This is a genomic window from Enterococcus malodoratus (assembly GCF_027659535.1).
In the GTDB taxonomy this organism is placed as follows: domain Bacteria; phylum Bacillota; class Bacilli; order Lactobacillales; family Enterococcaceae; genus Enterococcus_A; species Enterococcus_A malodoratus.
This window is the reverse complement of sequence record NZ_JAQDPG010000006.1, coordinates 94,111-116,702: the sequence shown is the minus strand read 5'-3', so window position 1 is coordinate 116,702 and position 22,592 is coordinate 94,111. Positions and strand designations below refer to the sequence as shown.

The window sequence follows — 22,592 nt, the reverse complement described above, 5'->3', positions numbered from 1 at the left end:
GGAGGAATACAATGAGCGTTCATATTGAAGCGAAACAAGGGGAGATCGCAGATAAGATTTTGTTACCGGGAGATCCATTACGGGCAAAATTTATCGCGGAGAACTTTTTAGAAGATGCGAAATGCTACAACAATGTACGAGGAATGTTGGGATACACTGGAACTTATAAAGGCGAGCGTGTTTCCGTACAAGGAACTGGGATGGGGATGCCATCTGCTGGGATCTATGCCCAAGAATTGATCCAATCCTACGGCGTAAAAAAATTGGTTCGTGTGGGAACGTGCGGAGCGTTGTCGAAGGATGTTCATGTACGTGACCTGATCATCGCTCAAGGTGCAGTGACTAGCTCATCGATGGTGAAAAAACATTTCCCTGATTTCCATTTTGCACCGATCGCTGATTTTGATTTGATGATGAAAGCTTATGCAGTTGCGAAAGAAAAAGGCTTCACGACTCATGTGGGAAATGTGCTGTCAGAAGACACTTTCTATAAAGATGATCTAGCACCAACCTTCAAATTAGCTGAATATGGTGTGATGGGCGTTGAGATGGAAGCGGCGATTTTGTATTATTTAGGCGCAAAATTCAATGTTCAAACATTAGGTATTATGACGGTCAGCGACCACATGATCACTGGAGAAGAAACGACTTCAGAAGAACGTCAAAACACATTCAAAGACATGATGTATGTCGGCTTAGAAACAATTATTGCAAAATAGATCTTTTTGGAAACCGTCCTTCAATTATGAGGGGCGGTTTTTTGCATGGAATTTAAAGTAAAAAATGCGTCAGTAAGGTGCGAGTCAGATGTATTCAGGGATTGTTCGGTATAATAGGGATAAATAGTTAACTACGGGAGGTCAAAAATGAAAGTTGTTGTACGCAAGCGTACGATGGGCAATATTCCATTGCTGGAGGTCGTCGCAGAGGATAAAGTGTATGAACCGCTGCCGTTGATCATTTATTATCATGGCTGGCAAACGGCCAAGGAATTAGTGTTGACGCAAGGTCGAAAACTGGCGTCGAAAAATTTTCGAGTGTTGCTGCCGGATGCGGCCAATCATGGCGAACGCAAGACGAAAACGTCAGAGATACCTTCGCTGACGTTTTGGGATAGTATCCAAACGAATTTATATGAGTTTGGCTATCTAGTCGACTATTTCGAGAACCTTGGTTTGGTGATGGGAAAAGTCGGTGTCGGCGGTATCTCAATGGGTGGGATTACGACCTGCATGCTATTGACGCAGCACCCTGAAATCAATGTGGCCGCCTGCGTGATGGGATCGCCTGCACCAATCAAGTATCGTGAACGGATCAGTCTGCATGCTGGTGAATTAGGTTTTTATTTACCAAAGGATTATCACCAGCTAACTTCTTGGTTAGAAGCGTATGATTTATCATTAGCACCGGAAAAAGTGGCGGGCCGTCCGTTATTCTTTTGGCATGGAACGGAGGATGAAAAAGTCCCTTATCAGCATACGGCTGAGTTTATTGAGGCGAATCCGCAAAACAATATCACTTTTGTGAGTGCGGCTGAACGGCACTTTGTTCAAATTGCTACGATGGATCAAATTACAGACTTCTTTGCGGATAACTTAGGCGGCTAATTCATTTTCTAGTCTATTAAAATAGAGAGGAAAACGGATGTTTTGAGGAAAGTTAGTTTCATTCTGGAAGGCTTTGGCTTAGAATAAATGGATACAGGCAAACAGGGAGGAAATAATTGATGGAAAATTTTGATTTTCACGTAACAACGGATATTCGTTTTGGTAAAGATCGTTTAGCCGAATTGCCAGAGGTGTTGAACCAATTTGGCAAAAAGGTATTGATCGTTTACGGCGGCGGAAGTATCAAGAAAATCGGTTTATACGATAAAGTGATGGAACAGCTGAAAGCAAATGGCAACGACGTTTTTGAGTTGGCCGGCGTAGAACCAAATCCGCGAATTGAAACGGTTCGTCGCGGTGCGGAAATTTGCCGCAAAGAAAATATCGATGTGATTCTAGCTGTCGGTGGCGGTTCAACGATTGACTGTGCGAAGGTCGTAGCAGCTGCGACGAAATTTGATGGCGATGCTTGGGATCTAGTTTTACAACGTCGGAAATATCAAGGCGGCGCGTTACCACTAGTGACGATCTTGACCTTGGCAGCAACCGGCAGTGAAATGAACAGCGGGGCCGTGATCTCTAATCTTTCTACGCATCAAAAATTGGGAACCGGCAGCAAAGTGATGTTACCGAAAGTTTCTTTCTTAGATCCGCAAAATACGTTTAGTGTGAACAAATATCAAACAGCGGCAGGTTCTGCGGACATCATGAGTCATTTGATTGAAAATTACTTCAAACGGACAGAAGGAACGGACGTACAAGATTCTGTTTCGGAAGGTTTGATGCGTTCTGTCATCAAAAATTGCCCGATTGCGTTGAAATACCCAGATGATTACGATGCTCGTGCCAACTTGATGTGGGCAAGTACTTTAGCGTTAAACGGATTGACTGGTAACGGTAAACCGGGCGCATGGTCTTGTCATCCGATGGAACATGAGTTAAGTGCCTTTTATGATATTACGCATGGTGTCGGTTTAGCGATTTTGACACCGCGTTGGATGGAATATTCCTTGAACGATGATACCGTTGATAAGTTTGCTAACTTCGCTTGGAATGTTTGGAACGTAGAGGAAAAAGTTCCGATGCTGGCAGCGCGGATCGGAATTCAAAAATTGTATGACTACTTCAAGGCCTGCGGAATTCCAATGACCTTGCCTGAAGTTGGCATCAATGAAGAAAAATTTGAACAAATGGCGAAACAAGCCGTGGATCACAGCACGATAAAAACGGATGCGTTTGTTCCGTTGGATGAAGCGGCTGTTAAAGAAATTTATACAGCTTGTTTGACAGAAAGCAGTTTTGAATAAAAGAAAACGGCGGCTCACGAGGAGTCGCCGTTTTTATTTGGCATAATAAAATGCAGTATGCGCGCAATCGTCTTTTGCAGCGTCGTCGTCACTTTTGGTCGAGACAATAAATACAGGATCAATAATGTTCCGGCTACTAATAAAATTAAATGGAGCAGCGGATCTTTTACATATTGAGTAAACTCCACCAAGGGCGAGACCAAGTAGACATGCAGTAGGTAGATCGCCAACGTTTTTTGTCCCCATGATGTAAAGAAATGCGGCTTTGGTGCTGCTAAGCTCAAAAAGACGAAAACAAAGGCAAATCCTACTAGATACAGAAGGACGTTGTTTAAGACATTTTGGTAAAGCGGTAATTTGAATAGCAGGAACGAGCGATCACGCCATAGAATTTCGGGCGGAAGAGCAGTTTGTACCCAAAAATAGGCGACTCCTAATCCAGCTAAAATAATTCCGAAGCTGATGAATTTGCGCCAGCGCAAACGATGGATTTTTTCTAACATGGAACGATCCATGAAATAGCCTGCTAGGAAATAGGGCAGAAAGCCTAAGGTCCTTGCCATTGCCATGTAGGTACCAAATTCGGTTAGAAAACCGGAGAAAATACCAACAATAAAACTTAAAATTAAGATTCGCCGAACTTTTACGAGGTCTGGTAGCAATAAGCGCCAGATGAACATACAATATAAATACCATAGAGTCCAGCCTGGACTTAAGATCATGAATTCATTGATTTTACCGATCGCCAACATGATCAGCGATAAAATCATATTTAATAGCAGATAGGGCACAAGGAAAGTTTCCACAGCTGTGGATCGGCCTTTTGCTAAATTTTTCGAGAAATAACCAGAGATAAAAATAAAGACTGGCATATGGAATAGGTAGATGAAGACATATAAAAATTCACCGACCTTATTATCTAAACGAAAATATTCTAATGCGTGTCCCAAGACCACGAGTAAAATCAAGATGCCGCGAATGTTATCGTAAAGGTATTCGCGATTTGGTTTTGTGATTGTGGACACCTCCTTCAGATTCCGTTATGCTTAAGAAGCAGACGGCAATAGTTTACCTTGTCTATTGTAGCACGAAAAGACGAGTTCTACGCGATTTTATGGGAATTCTTTGACGGGGTTCCGATCTGCTTTCCGCTATCTTAAGCGGTCAAAACTTGTAATGAAAAGAAGGATAGATTTCCTTCCAGAGCTGCTTAGCAGGATGACACACGGCATGAGAATCGAACTCATTTGTAGTGAATATAAATAGTAAGAATAAGGAGACCGCGATGCGCTATTCAGCAAAATTTGTAAAAAATGTTTTTAAAGTGATCAATATGAAAAAACTTGTAGGGGCGACGATGGTCGATCCGCCGAAGCGTCGTCGGTTGATCAGCCGACAGCTTTCGCAAACGGATATTCCGCAACGGATCTCAGAGGTTGATGGTCATCAATTGATCACTTTATTTCCGGGGCATCCAACGAGACGCCATGTGTTTTATTTACATGGAGGCGGCTATGCTTTAGAAGCGTCGCCGTTTCATAAGGAGATTCAAGAGCGTTTTGTTAAGCGATATAACTTAAAAGTGAGTTATTTTGATTATCCTTTAGCGCCCGAAAATACGGCGGAAAAAACCGTTCCGCTGACAGAAAAGGCGTTTCGACAATTGACACATTTGTATCCGGATGACTGCTTTTTCTTATTTGGTGATTCAGCCGGCGGAGGATTGGCGATGAGCTTGGCTCAACATTTGCGCAATATCGATTTGCCGAAGCGGCCTAAAAAGATTGCTTTGGCGTCGCCTTGGTTAGATGCTTCTTTGAGCGATCCGCGTTCACAAGAATTGCAGGAAAAAGATGTATTATTAGAAAAAGACCTATTGGCGGAAGCTGGGGAGAATTATGCGGGCGAATTGCCTCTGACTGATCCAATGGTCTCGCCGATCTACGGCAATTTTGATCAACTAGGCGAATTATTTGTAGTGGCGGGTACGGATGAAATCTTATATCCGGATGTATTGCGGCTGCGAGATCGAATCACACGCAGTCAAGGGACTACGATGCAATTAGAAGTAGTGGATGGCATGATGCATGATTTTGTGGTTTATCCATTGAAAGAATCCCTGCCATATGTCGATCAAATCGGAGAGTTTTACCAATAGTCAGCTTTGCACTAAAGTAAGCGATGAAATAACTGCCGGAATTGTTTTTCGGCAGTTATTCGCCTCAATCCGTTATAATAGTAAAATAGCATCCACTTGATAGGAGGGGAAGGATGGAACCAAAAACGAATCACCGCGCGACATGGCAGCAAAAAGTCATTCAAGTTTTACCTGTCGTTGGTTTAGCCGCGTTTATTCTTATATTAATCTATATTCGGCGATCGGGGATGTTCAGTTCAGTCGCTGATTTGCAGCATTTTATCAAGAACTTTGGTAATTTTGCTATTGCAGCATTCATCGTTGTGCAAGCGATCCAGCCAATCATTCCTTTCTTGCCGGGTGGTTTTGCGACGATTGTCGGGATGCTGATGTTTGGTAACATTCCGGGCATTTTATATAGTTACATCGGATTGGTGATTGGGGAAGCGGGATTATTCTTATTAGTGCGACGCTTTGGTCCTAAGTTTGCCCGACTAGTCCTATCCGAGAAAAATTTTCAAAAATTTGAAACGGCCTTGCAAGATCATACGCAGGACATCAAAAAATTATTGATTGTTTGTTTCATTTTTCCATTCTTGCCAGATGATTTAACTTGTCTGGTTGCGGGGATGACGGATCTTTCTTTTTGTGAATATATGAAAATCATTTTGATTTTTAAAATTTGGTCTGTGGGATCATACGGCTATTTTTGTTTGTTCGTTTTGAACAAAACATTTGCGGGGCTCTAAGACTCTGATTCATTTCCGCTTTAGGAAATACATAGGAATAAAAAAAGGGGAGCTGCTTTTTCTGAAAAGGCAGTTCCTTACTACGAAAAGGGGAGAAAGTATGATTCGTTATGGTGTGTTAAGTACAGCGCAAGTAGTTCCGCGGTTTGTTGCGGGAGTGAAAGAAAGTCAGGATGGGATCGTTACGGCGATTGCTTCACGCGGAATTGAAAAGGCGCGAAAAATGGCGCAAGAATTAGCTATCCCAACGGCTTTTGGAAGCTATGAAGAATTGTGTCAGAGCGAAGAGGTCGATATTGTTTATGTAGCGGTCTATAACGAAGGACATTATGATGCCGCAAAATTGGCGTTGCTGAATAATAAACATGTCTTACTGGAGAAGCCATTCACCATGACTCTTAAACAGGCGGAAGAACTATTTGCGATAGCCAAAGAGCGCCAATTGTTTTTGATGGAAGCGCAAAAAGCACTTTTTCTACCTATCACCAATCAAATCCAGCAAGTCATCCAAGAGGGCAAGATCGGGGATGTTCGCTGGTTAGACTCTGTGACGGCATACCCAAACATCGATCACATTTCTTGGTTCCGTGATTTGAGTGCGGGCGGCGGTGTTTTTCGCGGTGCGGGAACGTATCCTCTAGAATATATGCAGCATTTATTGAACGCTTCACCTGACGAAGCGAAAGGAACACTGACTTTCCCTGAAGGTCAATCAGATGCGCAGGCGCAGATTACTTTGAATTTTCCAAACGGTGTGATCGGCACAATTTTCTTGACCGTTGATTTGGATTTGACGAAACGAATGATCATTTACGGGGACAAAGGAAAAATTATCGTTCCAGATTTTTGGAAGACGGACACGGCTGAGATTCAGTATAAAGATGGTCAAACGGAAACGTTGCGTGCGGTTCAAAATAGTGAATTTGTTTTTGAAGTAGACCACGTGAATGACTGCTTGAAGCAAAGACGTACAGAAAGTCCGATCGTAACGAAAGAGCTGACCCTAAAAACAGTCGCAATTACGGAATCAATCTATAAGAACTATCAAAAATGATTGTCAAAGACTAATGGGATGTGCTATAGTTTGTCTCATGCGACGAGTCGAGCGGATCTGAAACATTGATCCTTCGATACCAGAGGCACAACGACGCAAGTCACCTGTCGGATTTCAGGGTGTCGGAAAGAAGCTTAGTGGACGAAGAATCTTTCTATCAAATTTTTGGTACTGGGAAAACCCCTCTTAGAATTTATTCTAAGAGGGGTTTTTGCGTATCTGAGGGAACTGAAAAGAACCGTTGCTGTCCGTTTTACTTGGTTGTTCAAGCGAGTATTCCCGCTAGACTTATTGCTAAGGAGGTAGGAATAATATGAAAAAGCCGAAGGAACTGATGATTAGCGAAAATTTATCTTTTTTACGGAAACAGTATCACTATACCTTAGAAGAAGTGGCTGATAAATTGAGTGTTACCCGTCAAACGGCAGCGCAATGGGAGACGGGAGAAGCCCTTCCAGATGTAGTCACGATTGTATCATTAGCTGATTTTTACGATGTAACCGTTAATGACCTCATTCGTTTCGACGAGAAAAAGGCTGGCTCGAAGATTCCGCCAAATGGGAAGCACATGTTTGGGATCATAAAAATACAGGAACGGGGACAAGTCGTGATCCCCAAAGACGCGCGTACTATTTTCAAAATCAATAAAGGAGATAGTTTTGTATTGTTAGGGGATGAATCACCTGAATCATTTGGTCTGGCTTTGATTCCGGTCGAACTATTTTTAGGTTTTTCAGATGAATTATTGAAAAAATTGAGAAACGGAATGGGTGAAAAGGAGCAAGGCTGATCGCCTATCAGGAAATAGAGGTAGTTTGAAGAGTAGTATTAGATTTTTTTCGAAAAAATTAAACTTGAATTTTAGTTCCTCTTAGAAAAATTTCTAGGAGCATTTTTTTATTTTTGGTTCGTATACGATCGAACGAAGAATTATGCCTATCATTTTTCTAATCACACTGAAGCGTGAAGCAGAGTCAACTTCATGCAATGGAAAAATTTGAAACAAATTTTTTTATTGTCGTTGACATACCATTCTGCTAAACAGCACGAGTCATATATTTTTATACTCGATAAATGAAGTTCAAACATTTAATCCTGCGAAAAGCAGAACTGGCAACTCACAGCTATCTCCAAAGCAAGGAAACATTTTTCAAAAATCATAAAAAATATATTCATCGTCGATTCGCATACGATTCTGCTAATCTTGCTTAAGCAAGAAGCAGAACTCGCAAAAAAAGACGATCGAATATGTCGGTCGATCGTCTTTGGCAGTTAGTTTGATTTTGGAAAGAGAAACTAACCGAAGTTAGTATAGCATATTTATTTATTTTTGCTTTGTGTCAACTTGTTGGCTGTCTTTTTTTTCGCGAAATTTTTTCTCAAAATGGGTGAAAAGTCAGCTTTATGTTAAAAAAGTCAGCGCAACTTTAGTTCATTTGTGAAGCATTCTTTTTGTTTTTCATGATTTTACGAACCATCGTTTGGACATTTTTCAGGTCTTCATACTTGTCCTTGCATTCTAAAAAGAGGATCGGTATGTTTTGACTATTTTCGATCGGGAAGAATTTATTCGTACTGATGATCAAGTCCACTGAGCCATCGGCTAACAAAAAGCGATGAGGATCAACAAAGTTCAATTTAACTAAACCGCCGGTACTTCTAGTGAAGAATTTTTTGAGCCAGATAGAATTGAACTCACCCTTGGAATCATCGATAAAGACAGATAATTCATACTCTGTCATAAATTCATTGGCAATACTTAACGCAGCGTAAAGGAAGATCGTATAGTCCAGCTGCGAATATATCAAACTGTTTCTAGGACTGATGTGTTCAAAGCTTTCCCGGAGATTTTCCTGAACGATCGCCATGTCTTCGGGGTAGAGATTGTAATGCTCGCCGATTGGAACATAGTTATAGAAGCTTTTGAACAACAGTCGGGTGTGAATGACATAGAGTTCTTTTTCCAATTCAACGGAATCAAGCAAAAAGTGATTAAAGAGCCGTCCGATATTTTGGAAAAAGAATTGATTGGCTTGGTAAATATTTGAATCAATCTCTTTATGGTATTTTTTCAGCTCCTGAAAGAAGCTGTTATTACGATAGAAGACCATTTTTGATTGCAGGAAAAGCAGCATAAAGAACAGTTCATCTTTGAAATTTGTATACGCTGAAACATTTTCTTCAGAAATAAAATGAAAATGCTGGACGAATTTATTGCCAATAAGGATCGACTCGACAGGCAGCTCATTGTTTTTGATCTTATGATCCGCCAAGTAACGAATCAAGGTGATATCAACTAAATAATCATATTGCATCTTTGTGATGGGATCGATTTGATCCGAAAGTAAAAAACTGAGCTTCTCAAAAATGAAATTTTTCTCTGTCGAATTTTCGATATTGAAAGGATGTCCATAACCGCCGTAAAGCTGCCAAAAGAAACTTAAAAAGAACATTCGAATCGTTGGTTCTAGTCCGGATAGGACAAGTTCGCCATTTTTTAGATGAAGATCAATGTTGGCTTCTTTGAGATAATCCCGGACTTCGTAAACATCTTTCTTTAACGTGGAATAGCTCAAGCTGTACTTATCCATCAATGAGTCCATGGTATTTTCTTTATTAAGCAATAACCCTTCAAGCAAGTCGATCTTGATCGAAATGTGATAGATGACTAGGGATAGCTCTTTATTTTCTGAGTAATTCGTTTGAAGAATTTGGTATTTTCGGTCTGATGTGTTGAGAGGTGAAGTTCCGATTTTTCCCTTAACTTCATCAGCTAGCGCGGCTAGGCGATCCAAGTATTTTAGTGTGGTTCGTTTTTCAAAGCCGATTTGTTCTGATATTTCATTGATATCGTGAAAACCAGGATTTTCTTTTAAATAAGTATAAATAGCAAAAAGTGCCTGACTTTCAAAATCTAGTAGTAGATCGATGTTCATAACTTAACACTCCCTCAAGTTCAACAGTATAGCCCGCAATTATTAAAGAAGGACTCAACACTATGTGAAAGTTGATTTAAAGATGTCTGCGAGAATTCTCTTTTGTTAGCACCTTTTTGTGAAGCACTATCATTTGAAGCAAAATTTAAGGCAAATATTCCAAAATTTTGCGAGCTTTTTTCACACAATTTAGACTTGCGCCCATTTTTCTTAAAAAAGCGTTTTTATCTTTTGACGAAAATAAAGAGCAAGTGGTGATTATTAAAGGGTTTCTTCCATAATGATGGCAGAAATCCGTTTAACAAACTTTCTAATAGAAGGTCAAAATAAGGCTCAACCACCGTTTGACTTTGTTTTTTTTAGGTCTAATATGATGGCTGTAGTTCGGAAGTGCGCACTTCGATTGCAAAGAAATTAAAGGATGTGTCACAAATGAATAAAGAAGAGAATAATGCTTCTTTGGACGAACGTAACCAGCTTACTGGTGTTCAACTATTCTCAATGACCACTTCAATGGTTATGACTGTATACGGATTTGCAGCCTTCGCTAAACAAGGTCCAACAGCTTTGTTCTTCCTATTTTTAGCAGGTATCTTATGGTTCATTCCGGTAACACGTTCCGCTGGTGAAATGGCTTCAGTCGATGGTTGGAGCAAAGGCGGTATCTTTACTTGGGGTCGCCATATGTTAGGCGAACGTCTTGGTTGGTCCGCTCTATTTTATCAATGGATCCATATCACAGTTGGTATGTGTACCATGATGTATTTCATCATCGGTTGTTTATCGATTACGTTTAATGTTCCTGTTATCAATACGAACCCATTGTTCAAATTCATCATTATGATGGTTATCTTGTGGGGCTTGATTTTCGCACAACAACGCGGAACAAAAATCACAGGTAAAATCGCTCAATGGAGTTTCACGATCGGTGTTATTATTCCAGTTTTTCTACTATTGTTCTTAACAGTTGTCTACTTGGTTAAAGGCAATCCAATGTTGATTCACATCACCCCACATACGATTTTACCAAAAAATTGGAGTGGTAGTGTATTAGTAGGATTCGTACCATTTATCTTAGCCTTTGCGGGTGCTGAAGGATCAGCTACTCACGTAAAAGACTTAAAGAAACCATCTGTTTATCCTAAAGTTATGTTAGCTTTAGCAATTTGTGCGATTGCTTCTGATATTATCGGAACAATTTCAATCGGCGCAACAATTCCAAATGCAAAAATTCAATTGAGTACTGGTATTGTTTATGCTTATGGCGCTTTAGTTCAACAATTCCCATGGATCAACGTTGTCTTTATTGAACGTTTGATTGGTTTGTTACTTGCTATCGGTATTATTGGTGAAATCAGCAGCTGGGTCGTTGGACCAAATGCTGGGATGTATGAAGCAGCTAAAGAAGGCTACTTACCAGAACGTTTTGCCAAAACAAATGCTTATGGTGTTGAAACAAACGTCATGGTTTTACAAGGTGTGATTGTTTCAATCATGGCTGCACTATTAACTTTCGGTGCTGGCGGAGATAAATCAAACCTTTCATTCCAAACAGCAATGAGCTTGACCGTTGCATTATATACCTTAATGTATATGCTGATGTTCGTTACTTATTTAGTTTTAGTTTTCAAACGCGACGATTTGAACCGTACGTTCCGTGCAGCAAAATCTAAAGTAATGCGCGTCATCATGGGTGTTCTAGGTTTAGTATTATCAGCTTTCGGGTTTATCGTAACATTCTTCCCACCAGCTGCTTACGATATGCATCAAAAACACACATATATGACATTGTTATTGACCGCGTTTATTATCGTTTTCTTCATTCCATTGATCATGTATCAGTTCCATAAAAGATGGACTGTTCATCCTCATGATGAATCAGGCAGCGATTTGCATCATCCAGTTCACTAGAATTGACAGAACGAGAACCACAATCGTTTTTCAATGAAAAATGATTTTTATATAATATAAATGAGGAGATTTTTATAATGAGTACAGATTATTTAGAAAGTTCATTTTTAGGAAGTAAAGAAGCTGCTCGCAGCATGCCTAAACAAGTATTACCTGAACAAGGTATGAACCCAGATACAGCCGAGACGCTCGTCAATCATATTCGCTTGAATGAAGCTAAGGCAGATCAAAACTTAGCAACATTCTGTACCACTCAAATGGAACCACAAGCAGACCGCTTGATGATGGGATCACTTGAAACGAATGCGATTGACAAATCAGAATATCCAAAAACCGCAGCAATGGAAAACTATTCAATTAGTATGATTGCACATATGTGGAATATTGGTGAAGGCAAAGAATTATATAAAGACTTCATCGGAACTTCAACAGTTGGTTCTTCAGAAGGTTGTATGCTAGGCGGATTGGCTTTATTACACAGCTGGAAACATCGTGCTAAAAAAGCTGGATTCGATATCGACAACTTGCATGAACATAAACCTAACTTAGTTATCATGTCAGCATTCCAAGTTGTATGGGAAAAATTCTGTACGTACTGGAATGTCGAGATGCGGGAAATTCCAATGGATGAAAACCATATGTCATTAAACACTGACATAGTTATGGACTACGTGGATGAAAATACAATTGGGGTTGTGGGTATCCAAGGGATTACTTACACTGGCCAAGTAGATGATATTCAAAAATTAGACGAATTAGTTTCTGAATACAACAAAACAGCTAAATTACCAATTAAAATCCATGTTGACGCAGCCTTTGGCGGTTTCTTTGCACCATTCGTTGACGGTTTCAAACCATGGGATTTCCGTTTGAAAAATGTAGCATCAATCAATGTATCAGGACATAAATACGGGATGGTTTATCCTGGGATTGGCTGGATTGTTTGGCGCGAAAATACGGAAGATTATTTACCAGCAGAAATGCGTTTCTCAGTTCCTTACCTTGGCAGCAGCGTAGATTCTATCGCTATTAACTTCTCACATAGTGGTGCACATATTGTTGCTCAATATTACAACTTGATTCGTTTTGGCCGTGAAGGATTCACAGCTATCATGAACAATGTAAGAGAAGTTTCAACACGCATCAATACTGAAATTAAAGCGCTAGGTATTTTTGATATCTTAAATGATGGTTCAAAATTGCCAATCAACTGTTGGAAAATTGCGGATAACGTTGAATTGACTTGGAATCTTTATGATTTAGAAGACAAGTTGAAAGAATACGGCTGGCAAGTGCCTGCTTATCCACTTCCTAAAGATCTTGACGATGTAATTATCAGTCGGATCGTTGTTCGTCCAGCTATGACTATGGCTATCTGTGATGACTTTATTGATGATTTACATCGTGCAATTGACGATTTAAATCGTAATCATTTGATTCATCACGCATCTTAATTTATAATAGCATCTGTTATTAAAGCCCTGATAAAGTAATTTATTTATTAGGGCTTTTAAACTGGAGGGAATCAAATTGAAAAAAGATAAAGTAGAAGTTACCGGCGACGTACGAGTTCGATACGCCCCAAGTCCAACAGGTTTTTTACATTTAGGGAATGCGCAATCTGCGTTATTCAACTATTTGTTTGCCAAACACTATAACGGCACTTGGGTCTTGCGAATTGAAGACACTGACTTGAAGCGAAATGTTCCACATGGCGAAGAAAGTCAGATGGAGAATCTTCATTGGTTAGGTATCGACTGGGATGAAGGTCCGGATAAACCGAAAGTTGAATTTGCCCCTTACCACCAGAAGGATCGTGTGAATCTATATCACAAATATGTACAACAATTGTTAGACGACGGCTTTGCTTATTTAGATTATGCAACCGAAGAAGAATTAAAAGAATTACATGACCAACAAATCGAAGCCAAAATAGCGCCTCATTATGATGGACGCTGGTATGGTGCAACCGAAGAACAAATTAAACAAGCCGAAGCTGAAGGACGCAAACCGACTGTTCGTCTTCATTTACCAGAAGATCACATTTATGGTTGGGATGATATGATCAAAGGCCGCGTTGAATTCAATTCAGACAATATCGGCGGAGACTTCATTATTGAAAAAAGCAATGGGATGGCAACTTATAACTTTGCGGTAGTTATCGATGACTATTTAATGAAGATGACACACGTTTTACGCGGGGATGATCATATTGCGAATACACCTAAACAAATCGCCGTATACGAAGCACTAGGTATCCCACAACCGCTATTTGGACATATCACGCTGATTTACAGCTTGGATACCCACAAAAAGTTGAGTAAACGGGACAAAAATACGTTGCAATTCATCAGCCAATACCGTAAATATGGATATTTGAATGAAGCATTGATGAACTTTATCGCCTTCTTAGGCTGGTCACCAGTTGGAGAAAAAGAATTGTTCACTCGTGAAGAATTGATTGAAGCGTATGATATCAATCGGATGTCAGCTTCACCAGCTTATTTTGATCAAAAGAAACTAGACTGGACCAACGCTGAATATATCAAAAAGACTTCAGTGGATGAATTAACAAAACGGATCATGTTGTTAGTTGACGCTGCAGAAACCGATGTTGCAGAACAACTAAAAGCAATCGGTATCGAAAATGAATTGGACTTCATCAAAAAAGTAGTTACTATCTACCATACTGAAGCTAAAACATTGATGACATTTATGGAAAAAGTTTTGTTTATAAAAAATGCGAATCAAGTAGCATTCACTTATGCAGACTTGGCAGAATTCGACAGCGCGGACATCAAACAAATTTTGACTGCAATGTCGGCTGAATTGAAAGACGCGGCAGAACCAGTGGATTACCCAGCGATTTTATCAGCCGTTCAAAAAGAAACAGGACAAAAAGGACGCAAGCTGTATATGCCATTGAACGTCGTCTTCACAGACAGCAAATCAGCACCGCAAATCACTGATATCCTATCAGTAATGCCAAAAGCAACGGTGCAACATTTGATCGACAATGCCTTGGAACACCTAAATAAATAAAAGAAATTGACACTGCAGCCTTCATTCAAGGCTGCAGTTTTTTTGTCAGTTCTGCTTTTCGCAGTTCGCTTTATTTGAGATAGATAAAATGTTTTAGAGGTATTTATTTGTCAGGCTGTTTAGCAGAATGATATGTCGATGAAGATAAGCATAAATTTTTTCAAAAATTTATTTCCTTTTTACTTTGAATCGACTGCGAGTTCCACTTCGCGCTTTAGCGCGATTAGTGGAATCGTATGCGTAGTGAAAATCAAACTCATTTTTCTGGTTTTTAGAAAAATGAATACATAAATAGGAACTAGTTGTCAGTTTTTCTTCCTGCTTTTCGCAGTTCGCTTTGTTTGAGATAGATAAAATGTTTTAGGGAAATTCATTGTGCAGGCTGTTTAGCAGAATGATATGCGTACGAAAATAGTATGAATTAGCTCAATAATAGTAAAAAAACACTTGATGATCCGTTTAGCAGATCCCCCAACACATCAAAATAATTCCTCGCACCAAGAATATCCCTCTTATTCTTCATTTTTATTTCTTAACTAACTCTTAAGTGGATACTAAATAGTGCTTAACTTTGCTGAAAACGTTTTATACAAAAAAGACGACTCAGTTCTCCTTTAGGCATTTTTTTCTTTTTTTTTGATTAAAAGGCTGATTATTTTATTTTCTTAAGTAAAACGAGGGTTGTTAATTGGCGTTTTTGCTTTCTAATAAATGAAAGATTTAAGAATTTGAAGGGCAAGCAAACGGATTGCTTATGAAAACTAAAAGTCGTATCTTTTAGCCAGCAAAGGGAAGTAAGAAAAAGGAGCGAATCGTTATGAAGAATACAAAGATGAAGCGTATTTTAGTTGCGGGTATTTTGTCTATCGATAAAAGTCCACCTATTCGAATGTGTCGCTGTCAGTAAAAATTCGGTTGGATAAAAAAGTCTATTAAAATGGAGTGATCAGCATGAGTAAAAAGAAACAACAAGCAATCAAAAATTATAAGAAGCAAAAGAGAAAGGTCTCTGCGCCGATAGTAGCATTAGGAGTAAGCAGTCTGTTCGCTTTAGGTGCGCAAGCAGTTAACGTCAGTGCTCAAACTCCAACAACAAATGCTGCGGCAGTTACAAGCACGATGAATCAACAACCAGCAGCTGCGAATGCTAATGCAGCTACTCCAGTTAGTGCACAACAAAATTTAACCAGCAATATCAAAGATACGATCACAGTTCCGCAAAACTACTTGGACAACGCTAAATCACCCGGTCCATTTACCGCAGGTGTGAACCAAGTCATTCCGTTTGAAGCGTTTGGCGGCGACGGCATGTTGACCCGTTTACTATTGAATTCTTCGGATGGCGCTCCTTGGTCAGATAATGGCGCCAACAAGAATGCTGCCTTGTTGCCTGTAGATGGCTTGCAAAATGGTCAATATTTCTATGAAGTTGATCTTAGCGGAGCTGCAGCAGGGAAACAAGATGCGGCCTTATTGAGCGACTTGCAAAGCGGACAAGCAACATCATACACCGCGACAGTCAAAGTCTATGCCGCTAAAGATGGCAAAGCCGATACATCACAAGCAGTTGCACAAAAGAATGTGACGATCAACTTTGCTTCTGATATTCAAAAAGCTGTTTCGGCCAATATCAAAGACAGCATTACAGTACCCGCAAATTACTTGAAAAATGCTGTATCACCTGGCCCATTTACAGCCGGCGTGAACCAAGTCATTCCGTTTGAAGCTTTCGGTGGCGACGGCATGTTGACACGTTTGCTGTTGAATTCTTCTGATGGTGCACCATGGTCAGATAACGGCAGCAAGAAGAACGCTGCATTATTACCAGTTGAAGGCTTAAAAAATGGTCAATATTTCTATGAAGTGGACCTAAGCGGAACCGCAGCAGGGAAACAAGATGCCGCATTATTGAGTGATCTGCAAAGTGGAAAAGCCGCAGATTACACTGCGACAGTTAAAGTGTATGCCGCTAAAGATGGCAAAGCCGACACTTCTAAAACAGTTGCTGAAAAGAACGTTAAAATCAACTTAGCAGCTAATGTTCAAAAGAATGTGACGGATAATATCAAAGACAGCATCACCGTTCCGCAAAACTATTTGATCAACGCAGTATCACCTGGCCCATTCACAGCCGGCGTGAACCAAGTAATTCCGTTTGAAGCCTTTGGCGGTGACGGTATGTTGACTCGTTTACTATTGAAATCGTCTGATGGTGCGCCATGGTCAGATAACGGCAGCAAGAAGAACGCTGCACTATTACCAGTTGAAGGGTTGCAAAATGGTCAATACTTCTATGAAGTGGATCTTGACGGCAACGCAGCAGGGAAACAAGATGCCGCATTATTAGATGGTTTGAAAGCTTCAACCGCAACGAAGTACAATGCGACAGTCAAAGTCTATGCTGCTAAAGATGGTCAAGCAGATAAATCACAAGTTGTTGGACAAAAAGCCGTTTCAATCAATTTGGCTTCAACCGTTCAAAAAAATGTAACGGATAATATCAAAGACAGTATTACCGTTCCAGCTAGTTACTTGAAAAATGCCGTATCACCTGGCCCATTCACAGCAGGTGTAAACCAAAAGATTCCGTTTGAAGCCTTTGGCGGCGACGGTATGTTAACTCGTTTACTATTGAAATCATCTGATGGTGCACCATGGTCAGACAATGGCAGCAAGAAAAATGCCGCTTTATTACCAATTGAAGGCTTACAAAACGGTCAATACTTCTATGAAGTGGATCTAGCTGGAAGTGCTTCAGGTAAAAGTGATGCTGCTCTATTGAAGGAATTACAAGCAGGCAAAGCAGATGCATACAAAGCGACAGTGAAAGTCTACGTGGCAAAAGATGGTCAAGCTGACGCTGCACAAGTCGTGGGACAAAAGAACGTCACGATTAACTTGAAACATGAAGCTGCAAAACCTGTTGCGGATAAAGGCGTCGTTTTATACCGTGCCTACAATCCAAACTCAGGTGAACATCTGTATACAGCAAGTAAAACAGAATTTGCTAAAGCGGTGAAAGCCGGTTGGCATGATGAAGGACAAGCATGGAAAGCTGCAACTTCTGGAACACCTGTTTATCGTTTGTATAATCCAAACTCAGGTGAACATTTCTATACAATGGATACAAAGGAATACAATAAAGTAGCAGCCGCTGGTTGGCATAAAGAAGGGTTCGCCTTCTATTCAAATGCGGATAAAGGCACACCAATCTATCGGGCATTCAATCCAAATGCCAAAGGTGCTGGTTCTCACTTCTTTACACCAACAGCCTCTGAATGGAACCACCTTGGTAAAGTCGGTTGGCACAAAGAAGGCATTGCCTTCTACGGTGTGAAGTAAGCCCGCTTTGTTGCTAAATCATTTTAAATAGAAAATGCCGCAGATTTTTCTGCGGCATTTTTTTATTTAGAAGAGGAGCTTCATCAGTTTTTGCTTGAAGATATTTCCGATTAGGACAGTCCGTTCTTTTTGATCGATGCGATAAAAGATCGTAAAGCTTTTCCCAATCAGGATACGATAAGTTGGCGTATCAAAACCATATAAACGAGCAACATCTTCGTACATTTCGGGAAATTGTTTTAACTGGTTCAATGAAGCATAGATAGCATAGACGAATTGATGAATTTTTTCATCGGAAAGAAATAGCTCGTTTTTCCATTCTGAAATGTTCTCTTGAAGACCGTTTTTAAAAGACTCGGAGTAAATGAGGGCATATTTTTCCATCTACTTTTTCCAACCGTATTTGCCAAAAAGCTCTTCCATTTCTGTTTCAGAGACGGTTCTTTTTGTTTCAAAATCAGCGAAGCTTTCTTCGATCAGCTGGCGATCCTGCTCTTTTGCAGAATCTTGCGCGTCCAAAATAAAAAGATTTCCTTCTCGCCGCACGTTCAACACGTCGCCTTCGTGCAAGCCCCATTCTTTTGGGAAAATTCCCCCGATTGAATTTCCTATTTTTCGAACTTTGATATGTTTCATGTTCATTACCTCCTATATAAGAGCTGTCTATTTATATCGACTGGTTCATTAGTAACGTACGAGATCGCTAAAAATTAAGTTCAAATAAATGTATGAAACTTTTAAAAAAGTATAACATGTTATAACTATTGATATCCATTTAACGATAAAAAAGATAGACAAATGAAAAATAAGCTTGCTATGATGAAGCTAATAAATTAGACAGAAAAGCGAACTGTCAGAAGAGGTGAGGCGATGATTCAGCAGCAGGCTCTTGCTTTTTATCAAAACCGGGAGCGAGCTATTTATCAAGATGAGGCCTGTTTATATGCTAAACCGCATCCAGCACTGCGGCCGTATATTTCGAACTACACGTTGACATTTCCCACGAGACAAATGATCTCTGAGGCGTATACGGTGATTCCTCATGGGTGTTCGACGTTGGTTTTTGGGTTTAAGGATCAAACAATTACTGGTCAATTGATGGGGCCGGCAACAAAAGCGGCGAAGGTTGGTGATCAGGCCGGCAGCTTTGAGCAAATAGTTATTGTGGAATTTCAGCCCGCCGGTTTGTATGCTTTTTTGAGCTTTAGTCAAAATGAATTGACGGATCAGCAATTCTCTTTCGATTTGCTGCATGCCAAGCTGAATCAAGGGATGCTTGATTTATTGGAGGCAGCCGAGAGTGTTCAAGCGTTAATTTCAGGGATCGATCGACTATTTTTACAAGCAAAGTCAAACTCATGCCCATCAGAATTAGCTGCCGTTACCAAAGCGATCGTTGATCAGGCGGGGAATCGTTCGTTGAAACAGCTCTCGCAGGATGTCTTTTATAGCGAGCGGCACTTGACTCGTTTGTTTAACAGCTATCTGGGGATGAGCCCTAAAACCTTTTCTCGATTAGTGCGAGTCAATCAAACGATTCGTTTGTTGAATGCTCCTGATAGTGGTATTACGGAAGCTTATGAAGCGACCGGGTATTATGATTTTTCCCATTTCAATCGTGATTTCAAACAAATTACCGGAAATACGCCCCAAGAATATCGCCGAAAGATGTCCGATTTTTACAGTGAAATCGCCAAATTCTAAAGGTATAGTTGGAAAAAGAGAAAGACGAGTCACGGAAGGGCTCTGATAGGTGATGGCGATGAATTTTGGCGGAGTATTAATCGCAGTAAAGGATATGACCAAAGCGAGACAGTTCTATGAAGAGGTAATGGAGCAAAAGGTGATGATGGATTTAGACAATATCCACGTGGCTTTTGAAAGCGGCTTTTCGCTGCAGGCGGATTATGCAGGATTATTGGATGTTCCTTTGGAGATCAAGCAGCAATCAAATAATTTTCAACTTTATTTTGAGGTCGAGGATTTAGACAAGTGGGAAAAGAAGCTTTCGAAAGTAGAAGGAATTGAATTTCTGCACCACAGCAAAGAGTATCCATGGGGACAGCGGGTCATGCGTTTTTATGATCGGGACAAATGTATCGTGGAGGTCTCGGAAAGCATGGACAGCGTCGCTAAACGTTACTTGAAACAAGGCTTCTCAGTCGAGGAAACTGCGGAAAAGACAATGTTTCCAGTAGCGTTTGTACAGCAATTGGTGGAATAGACAAGAAAAAAACTGTCGCATAAGCTGCGGCAGTTTTTTTGTTTAGATGAATAAGGCTTTATATAAAGCGATCGCAACGATTGAAGCTAAGATGGGAGCAAGTACTGGGACCCAAGAGTAACTCCATTGTGAATCGCCTTTATTTTTCAATGGCAACAAGGCGTGCATGATACGAGGACCTAAATCACGAGCAGGGTTTAAACCTGGTCCAGTTGGTCCGCCAAACGAAGCAACTAATGTCCAGACTAAGAAACCTAATGCTAAATGAGCAGTTCCTAAATTGTCTTGGAAGAAAGGTGCTTTGGTGATCCCCAGTGCTCCAAAGAATAAAATGAATGAACCAAAGAATTCATTCACGAATCCGTTGAACTTAGAACCAACACTATTGATCGTTGAAAATGTTCCTAAGACATGCAATTTGTCTTCTGTTTGGTCGTAATAAGGTTTGTAGCTGGCTACAACGACTAATTGGCCGACCATCGCGCCCAGAAATTGAACAACGATGTAAGGAAGAACTTCTGCCCAAGGGAACATGCCGCTAACTGCTAAACCGATTGTGAACGCCGGGTTGATGTGATTACCGCTGATACCGCCGAAAATCATTGCAGGAATCATAACCCCGCAGCCGTAACCCACTGCAATCAACATCCAGTCACTTCCGTAACCTTTTGTACCTCTTAAATCAACATTGGCAACTGCACCGTTTCCTAACATTACTAACAAAGCAGTCCCCAAGAACTCAGCCGCTAACCGAGTAGTCAGTGAATAATCCATAAAAACCTCCTATAAAATAATTGAAATGAAAATGTAAATGAAAATTTCATTTTATATATTAATAGCATTCTTTGTAATTAGCAAATGTTAACCTCAGAAAAACGGTAAATTTCTATGAGAAATGACAACATTGGTTATTGAATTGGAAGAAACAAGGATTTTCAGCTAAAAATCAGCTTTCAATAAAAAAAATCTCGTCCATTTGAACGAGATTTTGTCAGTTTATTAGAACTAGGTGCCGGAAGTTCGGATTGTTTTCAATCAACTTATGGGCGCCATAAAAATTTTTGTCAGAGAAACCATTAAGCTGGGCGGTCAAAATCGATTTTAATTGATTTTTTTCCCACAAATAGACTAAAAGCTCCATGACTCTTCGTGAATAATTGATGCCTTCTTCTGTTGCGAAGGATTCTTCTAAAAACTCTTCACAATAAAAATGCAGATAGTCGGGATCAAAATTTTTGCTTTTCTTTTTGATAAAATGCAATAGTAGAACCTTGGCAGTATCTTTGAATTCTGCCAAATGGTCAAAGCTTTTTTCTTTTTCGGTATCCAAGTTGATCACATAATCAACCGGTGTCATTTCCGCATTCGTTAATTCTCGCGAGAGATGGTTGGATTGTGAAAATACGACGTCAGCGCCCATATTTTTGATCCAGATCTCTGAATTGTTCTTATTGATCGTCGCTGCGACCTTTAATCCGGCCCATTTAGCTAGTTGGATAATGGTGGCTCCCAGTCCGTCAGAAGTATTCAGGATCAATAAATTCCCTTGATTCTTCTTCGGTTGCGGAATCAATTGCATCTGCTTGAACAGTACTTCAAAGGCCAAGAAAAAGCTGTAGGAAAAAGCGGCGGCTTCATCGGTAGGAAAAGCATCAGGTAATTTTACGACGGAGCGGACATCGGCGATTTGAAAATTGCTGTAGCTGCCGTATTTTCCGACTTTATTCACATAGAGTACGCGATCACCGACATTCAGCCGTGAATTGCTGCTCCCTAAACGAGTGATGATTCCCACGCCGCCAAAGCCTAAAATGTAAGGTTTTTTAGCACCTTTGATCGTTTGGCGAATCTGTGTGTCTAAGGTACTGATTGAGATCGCAGAAATTTTTATCATGACATCATTTTCCCGTAATTTTGGGAGCATGATTTTGTATTGTTCAAATTTTTTGTCTTCTTTTAAACGGAATTTTTTCTCGAACCCAATCGCGTCTGAAATCATTCGTCTTACCTCCTCAGAAATAAATTTCTGAATCTACAATATAAAATGGCTACTTATAATATACTTGATTTAACAAAGAGAGGGAAATAATTTCTTCAAAATACCTAAAGAACGAGTCATTTTTATGAAATTTGCGGATAGTTGTTTGTCAAAACGCTAATCTATGCACGAAAAATCTATGGTATAGCGGAAAATTTGAATGAAGCTTGTGAGCTGGCGGTAAGATGGGTAAAATTACTTTATCGAGGAAAAGGCATTCGCTAACAGTAACCAGTGTAAAAAGG

At 40.1% G+C, this 22,592-nt stretch carries 19 protein-coding genes; 13 read left to right on the top strand and 6 right to left on the bottom strand.

Annotation, left to right across the window (positions count from 1 at the left end; genetic code table 11):
- The first annotated feature begins 11 nt into the window (after window positions 1-11).
- The 3 genes from deoD (at window position 12) to PGP85_RS11270 (ending at window position 2,914) form a co-directional block, all read left to right on the top strand.
- Complete coding sequence (gene deoD / locus PGP85_RS11280; protein ID WP_010741201.1) at window positions 12-719, top strand: purine-nucleoside phosphorylase; 708 nt, start codon at window positions 12-14, stop codon at window positions 717-719.
- Window positions 720-866: 147 nt separating this feature from the next.
- A complete protein-coding gene (locus tag PGP85_RS11275) occupies window positions 867-1,607 on the top strand; it encodes an alpha/beta fold hydrolase (protein WP_270327525.1) in 741 nt (246 codons plus the stop codon).
- 119 nt (window positions 1,608-1,726) lie between these two features.
- Window positions 1,727-2,914 (top strand): iron-containing alcohol dehydrogenase, encoded by a 1,188-nt coding sequence (locus tag PGP85_RS11270; RefSeq protein WP_270327524.1) that lies wholly within the window; start codon window positions 1,727-1,729, stop codon window positions 2,912-2,914.
- Between the two features lie 14 nt (window positions 2,915-2,928).
- On the opposite strand, the gene PGP85_RS11265 is transcribed toward PGP85_RS11270, so the two are convergent.
- Complete coding sequence (locus PGP85_RS11265; protein ID WP_010741198.1) at window positions 2,929-3,939, bottom strand: acyltransferase family protein; 1,011 nt, start codon at window positions 3,937-3,939, stop codon at window positions 2,929-2,931.
- Window positions 3,940-4,199: 260 nt separating this feature from the next.
- On the opposite strand from PGP85_RS11265, the gene PGP85_RS11260 reads away from it, so the two are divergent.
- The 4 genes from PGP85_RS11260 (at window position 4,200) to PGP85_RS11245 (ending at window position 7,644) form a co-directional block, all read left to right on the top strand.
- Window positions 4,200-5,072 (top strand): alpha/beta hydrolase fold domain-containing protein, encoded by an 873-nt coding sequence (locus PGP85_RS11260; RefSeq protein ID WP_010741197.1) that lies wholly within the window; start codon window positions 4,200-4,202, stop codon window positions 5,070-5,072.
- 113 nt (window positions 5,073-5,185) lie between these two features.
- Complete coding sequence (locus PGP85_RS11255) at window positions 5,186-5,800, top strand: TVP38/TMEM64 family protein (protein ID WP_270327522.1); 615 nt, start codon at window positions 5,186-5,188, stop codon at window positions 5,798-5,800.
- 100 nt (window positions 5,801-5,900) lie between these two features.
- Window positions 5,901-6,854, top strand: a complete 954-nt coding sequence (locus tag PGP85_RS11250) for a Gfo/Idh/MocA family protein (RefSeq protein WP_270327520.1) — start codon at window positions 5,901-5,903, stop codon at window positions 6,852-6,854.
- A gap of 313 nt (window positions 6,855-7,167) precedes the next feature.
- Window positions 7,168-7,644 (top strand): helix-turn-helix domain-containing protein, encoded by a 477-nt coding sequence (locus PGP85_RS11245; protein ID WP_270327518.1) that lies wholly within the window; start codon window positions 7,168-7,170, stop codon window positions 7,642-7,644.
- 637 nt (window positions 7,645-8,281) lie between these two features.
- On the opposite strand, the gene PGP85_RS11240 is transcribed toward PGP85_RS11245, so the two are convergent.
- Complete coding sequence (locus PGP85_RS11240; protein ID WP_270327517.1) at window positions 8,282-9,790, bottom strand: helix-turn-helix domain-containing protein; 1,509 nt, start codon at window positions 9,788-9,790, stop codon at window positions 8,282-8,284.
- A gap of 432 nt (window positions 9,791-10,222) precedes the next feature.
- Between PGP85_RS11240 and PGP85_RS11235 the strand changes: the two genes are divergently transcribed.
- From PGP85_RS11235 to PGP85_RS11220, 4 genes are all read left to right on the top strand, one after another.
- Entirely contained in the window at window positions 10,223-11,701 is a 1,479-nt protein-coding gene (locus tag PGP85_RS11235; protein WP_010741192.1) for an amino acid permease, read from the top strand.
- A 77-nt stretch (window positions 11,702-11,778) separates the two neighbouring features.
- Window positions 11,779-13,155, top strand: coding sequence for a glutamate decarboxylase (locus PGP85_RS11230; RefSeq protein WP_010741191.1), 1,377 nt, complete (start codon window positions 11,779-11,781; stop codon window positions 13,153-13,155).
- Between the two features lie 76 nt (window positions 13,156-13,231).
- Window positions 13,232-14,743, top strand: a complete 1,512-nt coding sequence (gene gltX / locus PGP85_RS11225; protein WP_010741190.1) for a glutamate--tRNA ligase — start codon at window positions 13,232-13,234, stop codon at window positions 14,741-14,743.
- Between the two features lie 951 nt (window positions 14,744-15,694).
- Window positions 15,695-18,085 (top strand): SSURE domain-containing protein, encoded by a 2,391-nt coding sequence (locus PGP85_RS11220; RefSeq protein WP_270327513.1) that lies wholly within the window; start codon window positions 15,695-15,697, stop codon window positions 18,083-18,085.
- Window positions 18,086-18,151: 66 nt separating this feature from the next.
- Here PGP85_RS11220 and PGP85_RS11215 read toward each other — a convergent pair whose 3' ends face one another.
- Together PGP85_RS11215 and PGP85_RS11210 are read right to left on the bottom strand one after the other, a co-directional pair.
- Entirely contained in the window at window positions 18,152-18,469 is a 318-nt protein-coding gene (locus tag PGP85_RS11215) for a type II toxin-antitoxin system RelE/ParE family toxin (protein ID WP_270327512.1), read from the bottom strand.
- Entirely contained in the window at window positions 18,470-18,721 is a 252-nt protein-coding gene (locus PGP85_RS11210) for an AbrB/MazE/SpoVT family DNA-binding domain-containing protein (RefSeq protein ID WP_010741187.1), read from the bottom strand.
- Window positions 18,722-18,955: 234 nt separating this feature from the next.
- Here PGP85_RS11210 and PGP85_RS11205 point away from each other — a divergent pair, with 234 nt between their 5' ends.
- Together PGP85_RS11205 and PGP85_RS11200 are read left to right on the top strand one after the other, a co-directional pair.
- Entirely contained in the window at window positions 18,956-19,789 is an 834-nt protein-coding gene (locus PGP85_RS11205) for a helix-turn-helix domain-containing protein (protein WP_270327511.1), read from the top strand.
- A gap of 58 nt (window positions 19,790-19,847) precedes the next feature.
- Window positions 19,848-20,309, top strand: a complete 462-nt coding sequence (locus PGP85_RS11200) for a VOC family protein (protein WP_270327509.1) — start codon at window positions 19,848-19,850, stop codon at window positions 20,307-20,309.
- Between the two features lie 42 nt (window positions 20,310-20,351).
- Here the strand turns inward: PGP85_RS11200 and PGP85_RS11195 are convergent, their stop codons facing one another.
- Both PGP85_RS11195 and PGP85_RS11190 read right to left on the bottom strand, forming a co-directional pair.
- Window positions 20,352-21,083, bottom strand: a complete 732-nt coding sequence (locus tag PGP85_RS11195; RefSeq protein ID WP_010741184.1) for an MIP/aquaporin family protein — start codon at window positions 21,081-21,083, stop codon at window positions 20,352-20,354.
- 217 nt (window positions 21,084-21,300) lie between these two features.
- Window positions 21,301-22,308 carry an alcohol dehydrogenase catalytic domain-containing protein gene (locus PGP85_RS11190; RefSeq protein ID WP_270327505.1) on the bottom strand — a complete coding sequence of 336 codons (1,008 nt, stop codon included), beginning with the start codon at window positions 22,306-22,308 and terminating at the stop codon, window positions 21,301-21,303.
- Window positions 22,309-22,592 lie beyond the last annotated feature (284 nt).

Bases quoted from the DNA above. Each gene is read 5' to 3' on its own strand.
- deoD (WP_010741201.1), top strand. From the start codon at position 12: ATGAGCGTTCATATTGAAGCGAAACAAGGGGAGATCGCAGATAAGATT.
- PGP85_RS11275 (WP_270327525.1), top strand. From the start codon at position 867: ATGAAAGTTGTTGTACGCAAGCGTACGATGGGCAATATTCCATTGCTG.
- PGP85_RS11270 (WP_270327524.1), top strand. From the start codon at position 1,727: ATGGAAAATTTTGATTTTCACGTAACAACGGATATTCGTTTTGGTAAA.
- PGP85_RS11260 (WP_010741197.1), top strand. From the start codon at position 4,200: ATGCGCTATTCAGCAAAATTTGTAAAAAATGTTTTTAAAGTGATCAAT.
- PGP85_RS11255 (WP_270327522.1), top strand. From the start codon at position 5,186: ATGGAACCAAAAACGAATCACCGCGCGACATGGCAGCAAAAAGTCATT.
- PGP85_RS11250 (WP_270327520.1), top strand. From the start codon at position 5,901: ATGATTCGTTATGGTGTGTTAAGTACAGCGCAAGTAGTTCCGCGGTTT.
- PGP85_RS11245 (WP_270327518.1), top strand. From the start codon at position 7,168: ATGAAAAAGCCGAAGGAACTGATGATTAGCGAAAATTTATCTTTTTTA.
- PGP85_RS11240 (WP_270327517.1), bottom strand. From the start codon at position 9,790: ATGAACATCGATCTACTACTAGATTTTGAAAGTCAGGCACTTTTTGCT.
- PGP85_RS11235 (WP_010741192.1), top strand. From the start codon at position 10,223: ATGAATAAAGAAGAGAATAATGCTTCTTTGGACGAACGTAACCAGCTT.
- PGP85_RS11230 (WP_010741191.1), top strand. From the start codon at position 11,779: ATGAGTACAGATTATTTAGAAAGTTCATTTTTAGGAAGTAAAGAAGCT.
- PGP85_RS11220 (WP_270327513.1), top strand. From the start codon at position 15,695: ATGAGTAAAAAGAAACAACAAGCAATCAAAAATTATAAGAAGCAAAAG.
- PGP85_RS11215 (WP_270327512.1), bottom strand. From the start codon at position 18,469: ATGGAAAAATATGCCCTCATTTACTCCGAGTCTTTTAAAAACGGTCTT.
- PGP85_RS11210 (WP_010741187.1), bottom strand. From the start codon at position 18,721: ATGAAACATATCAAAGTTCGAAAAATAGGAAATTCAATCGGGGGAATT.
- PGP85_RS11205 (WP_270327511.1), top strand. From the start codon at position 18,956: ATGATTCAGCAGCAGGCTCTTGCTTTTTATCAAAACCGGGAGCGAGCT.
- PGP85_RS11200 (WP_270327509.1), top strand. From the start codon at position 19,848: ATGAATTTTGGCGGAGTATTAATCGCAGTAAAGGATATGACCAAAGCG.
- PGP85_RS11195 (WP_010741184.1), bottom strand. From the start codon at position 21,083: ATGGATTATTCACTGACTACTCGGTTAGCGGCTGAGTTCTTGGGGACT.
- PGP85_RS11190 (WP_270327505.1), bottom strand. From the start codon at position 22,308: ATGATTTCAGACGCGATTGGGTTCGAGAAAAAATTCCGTTTAAAAGAA.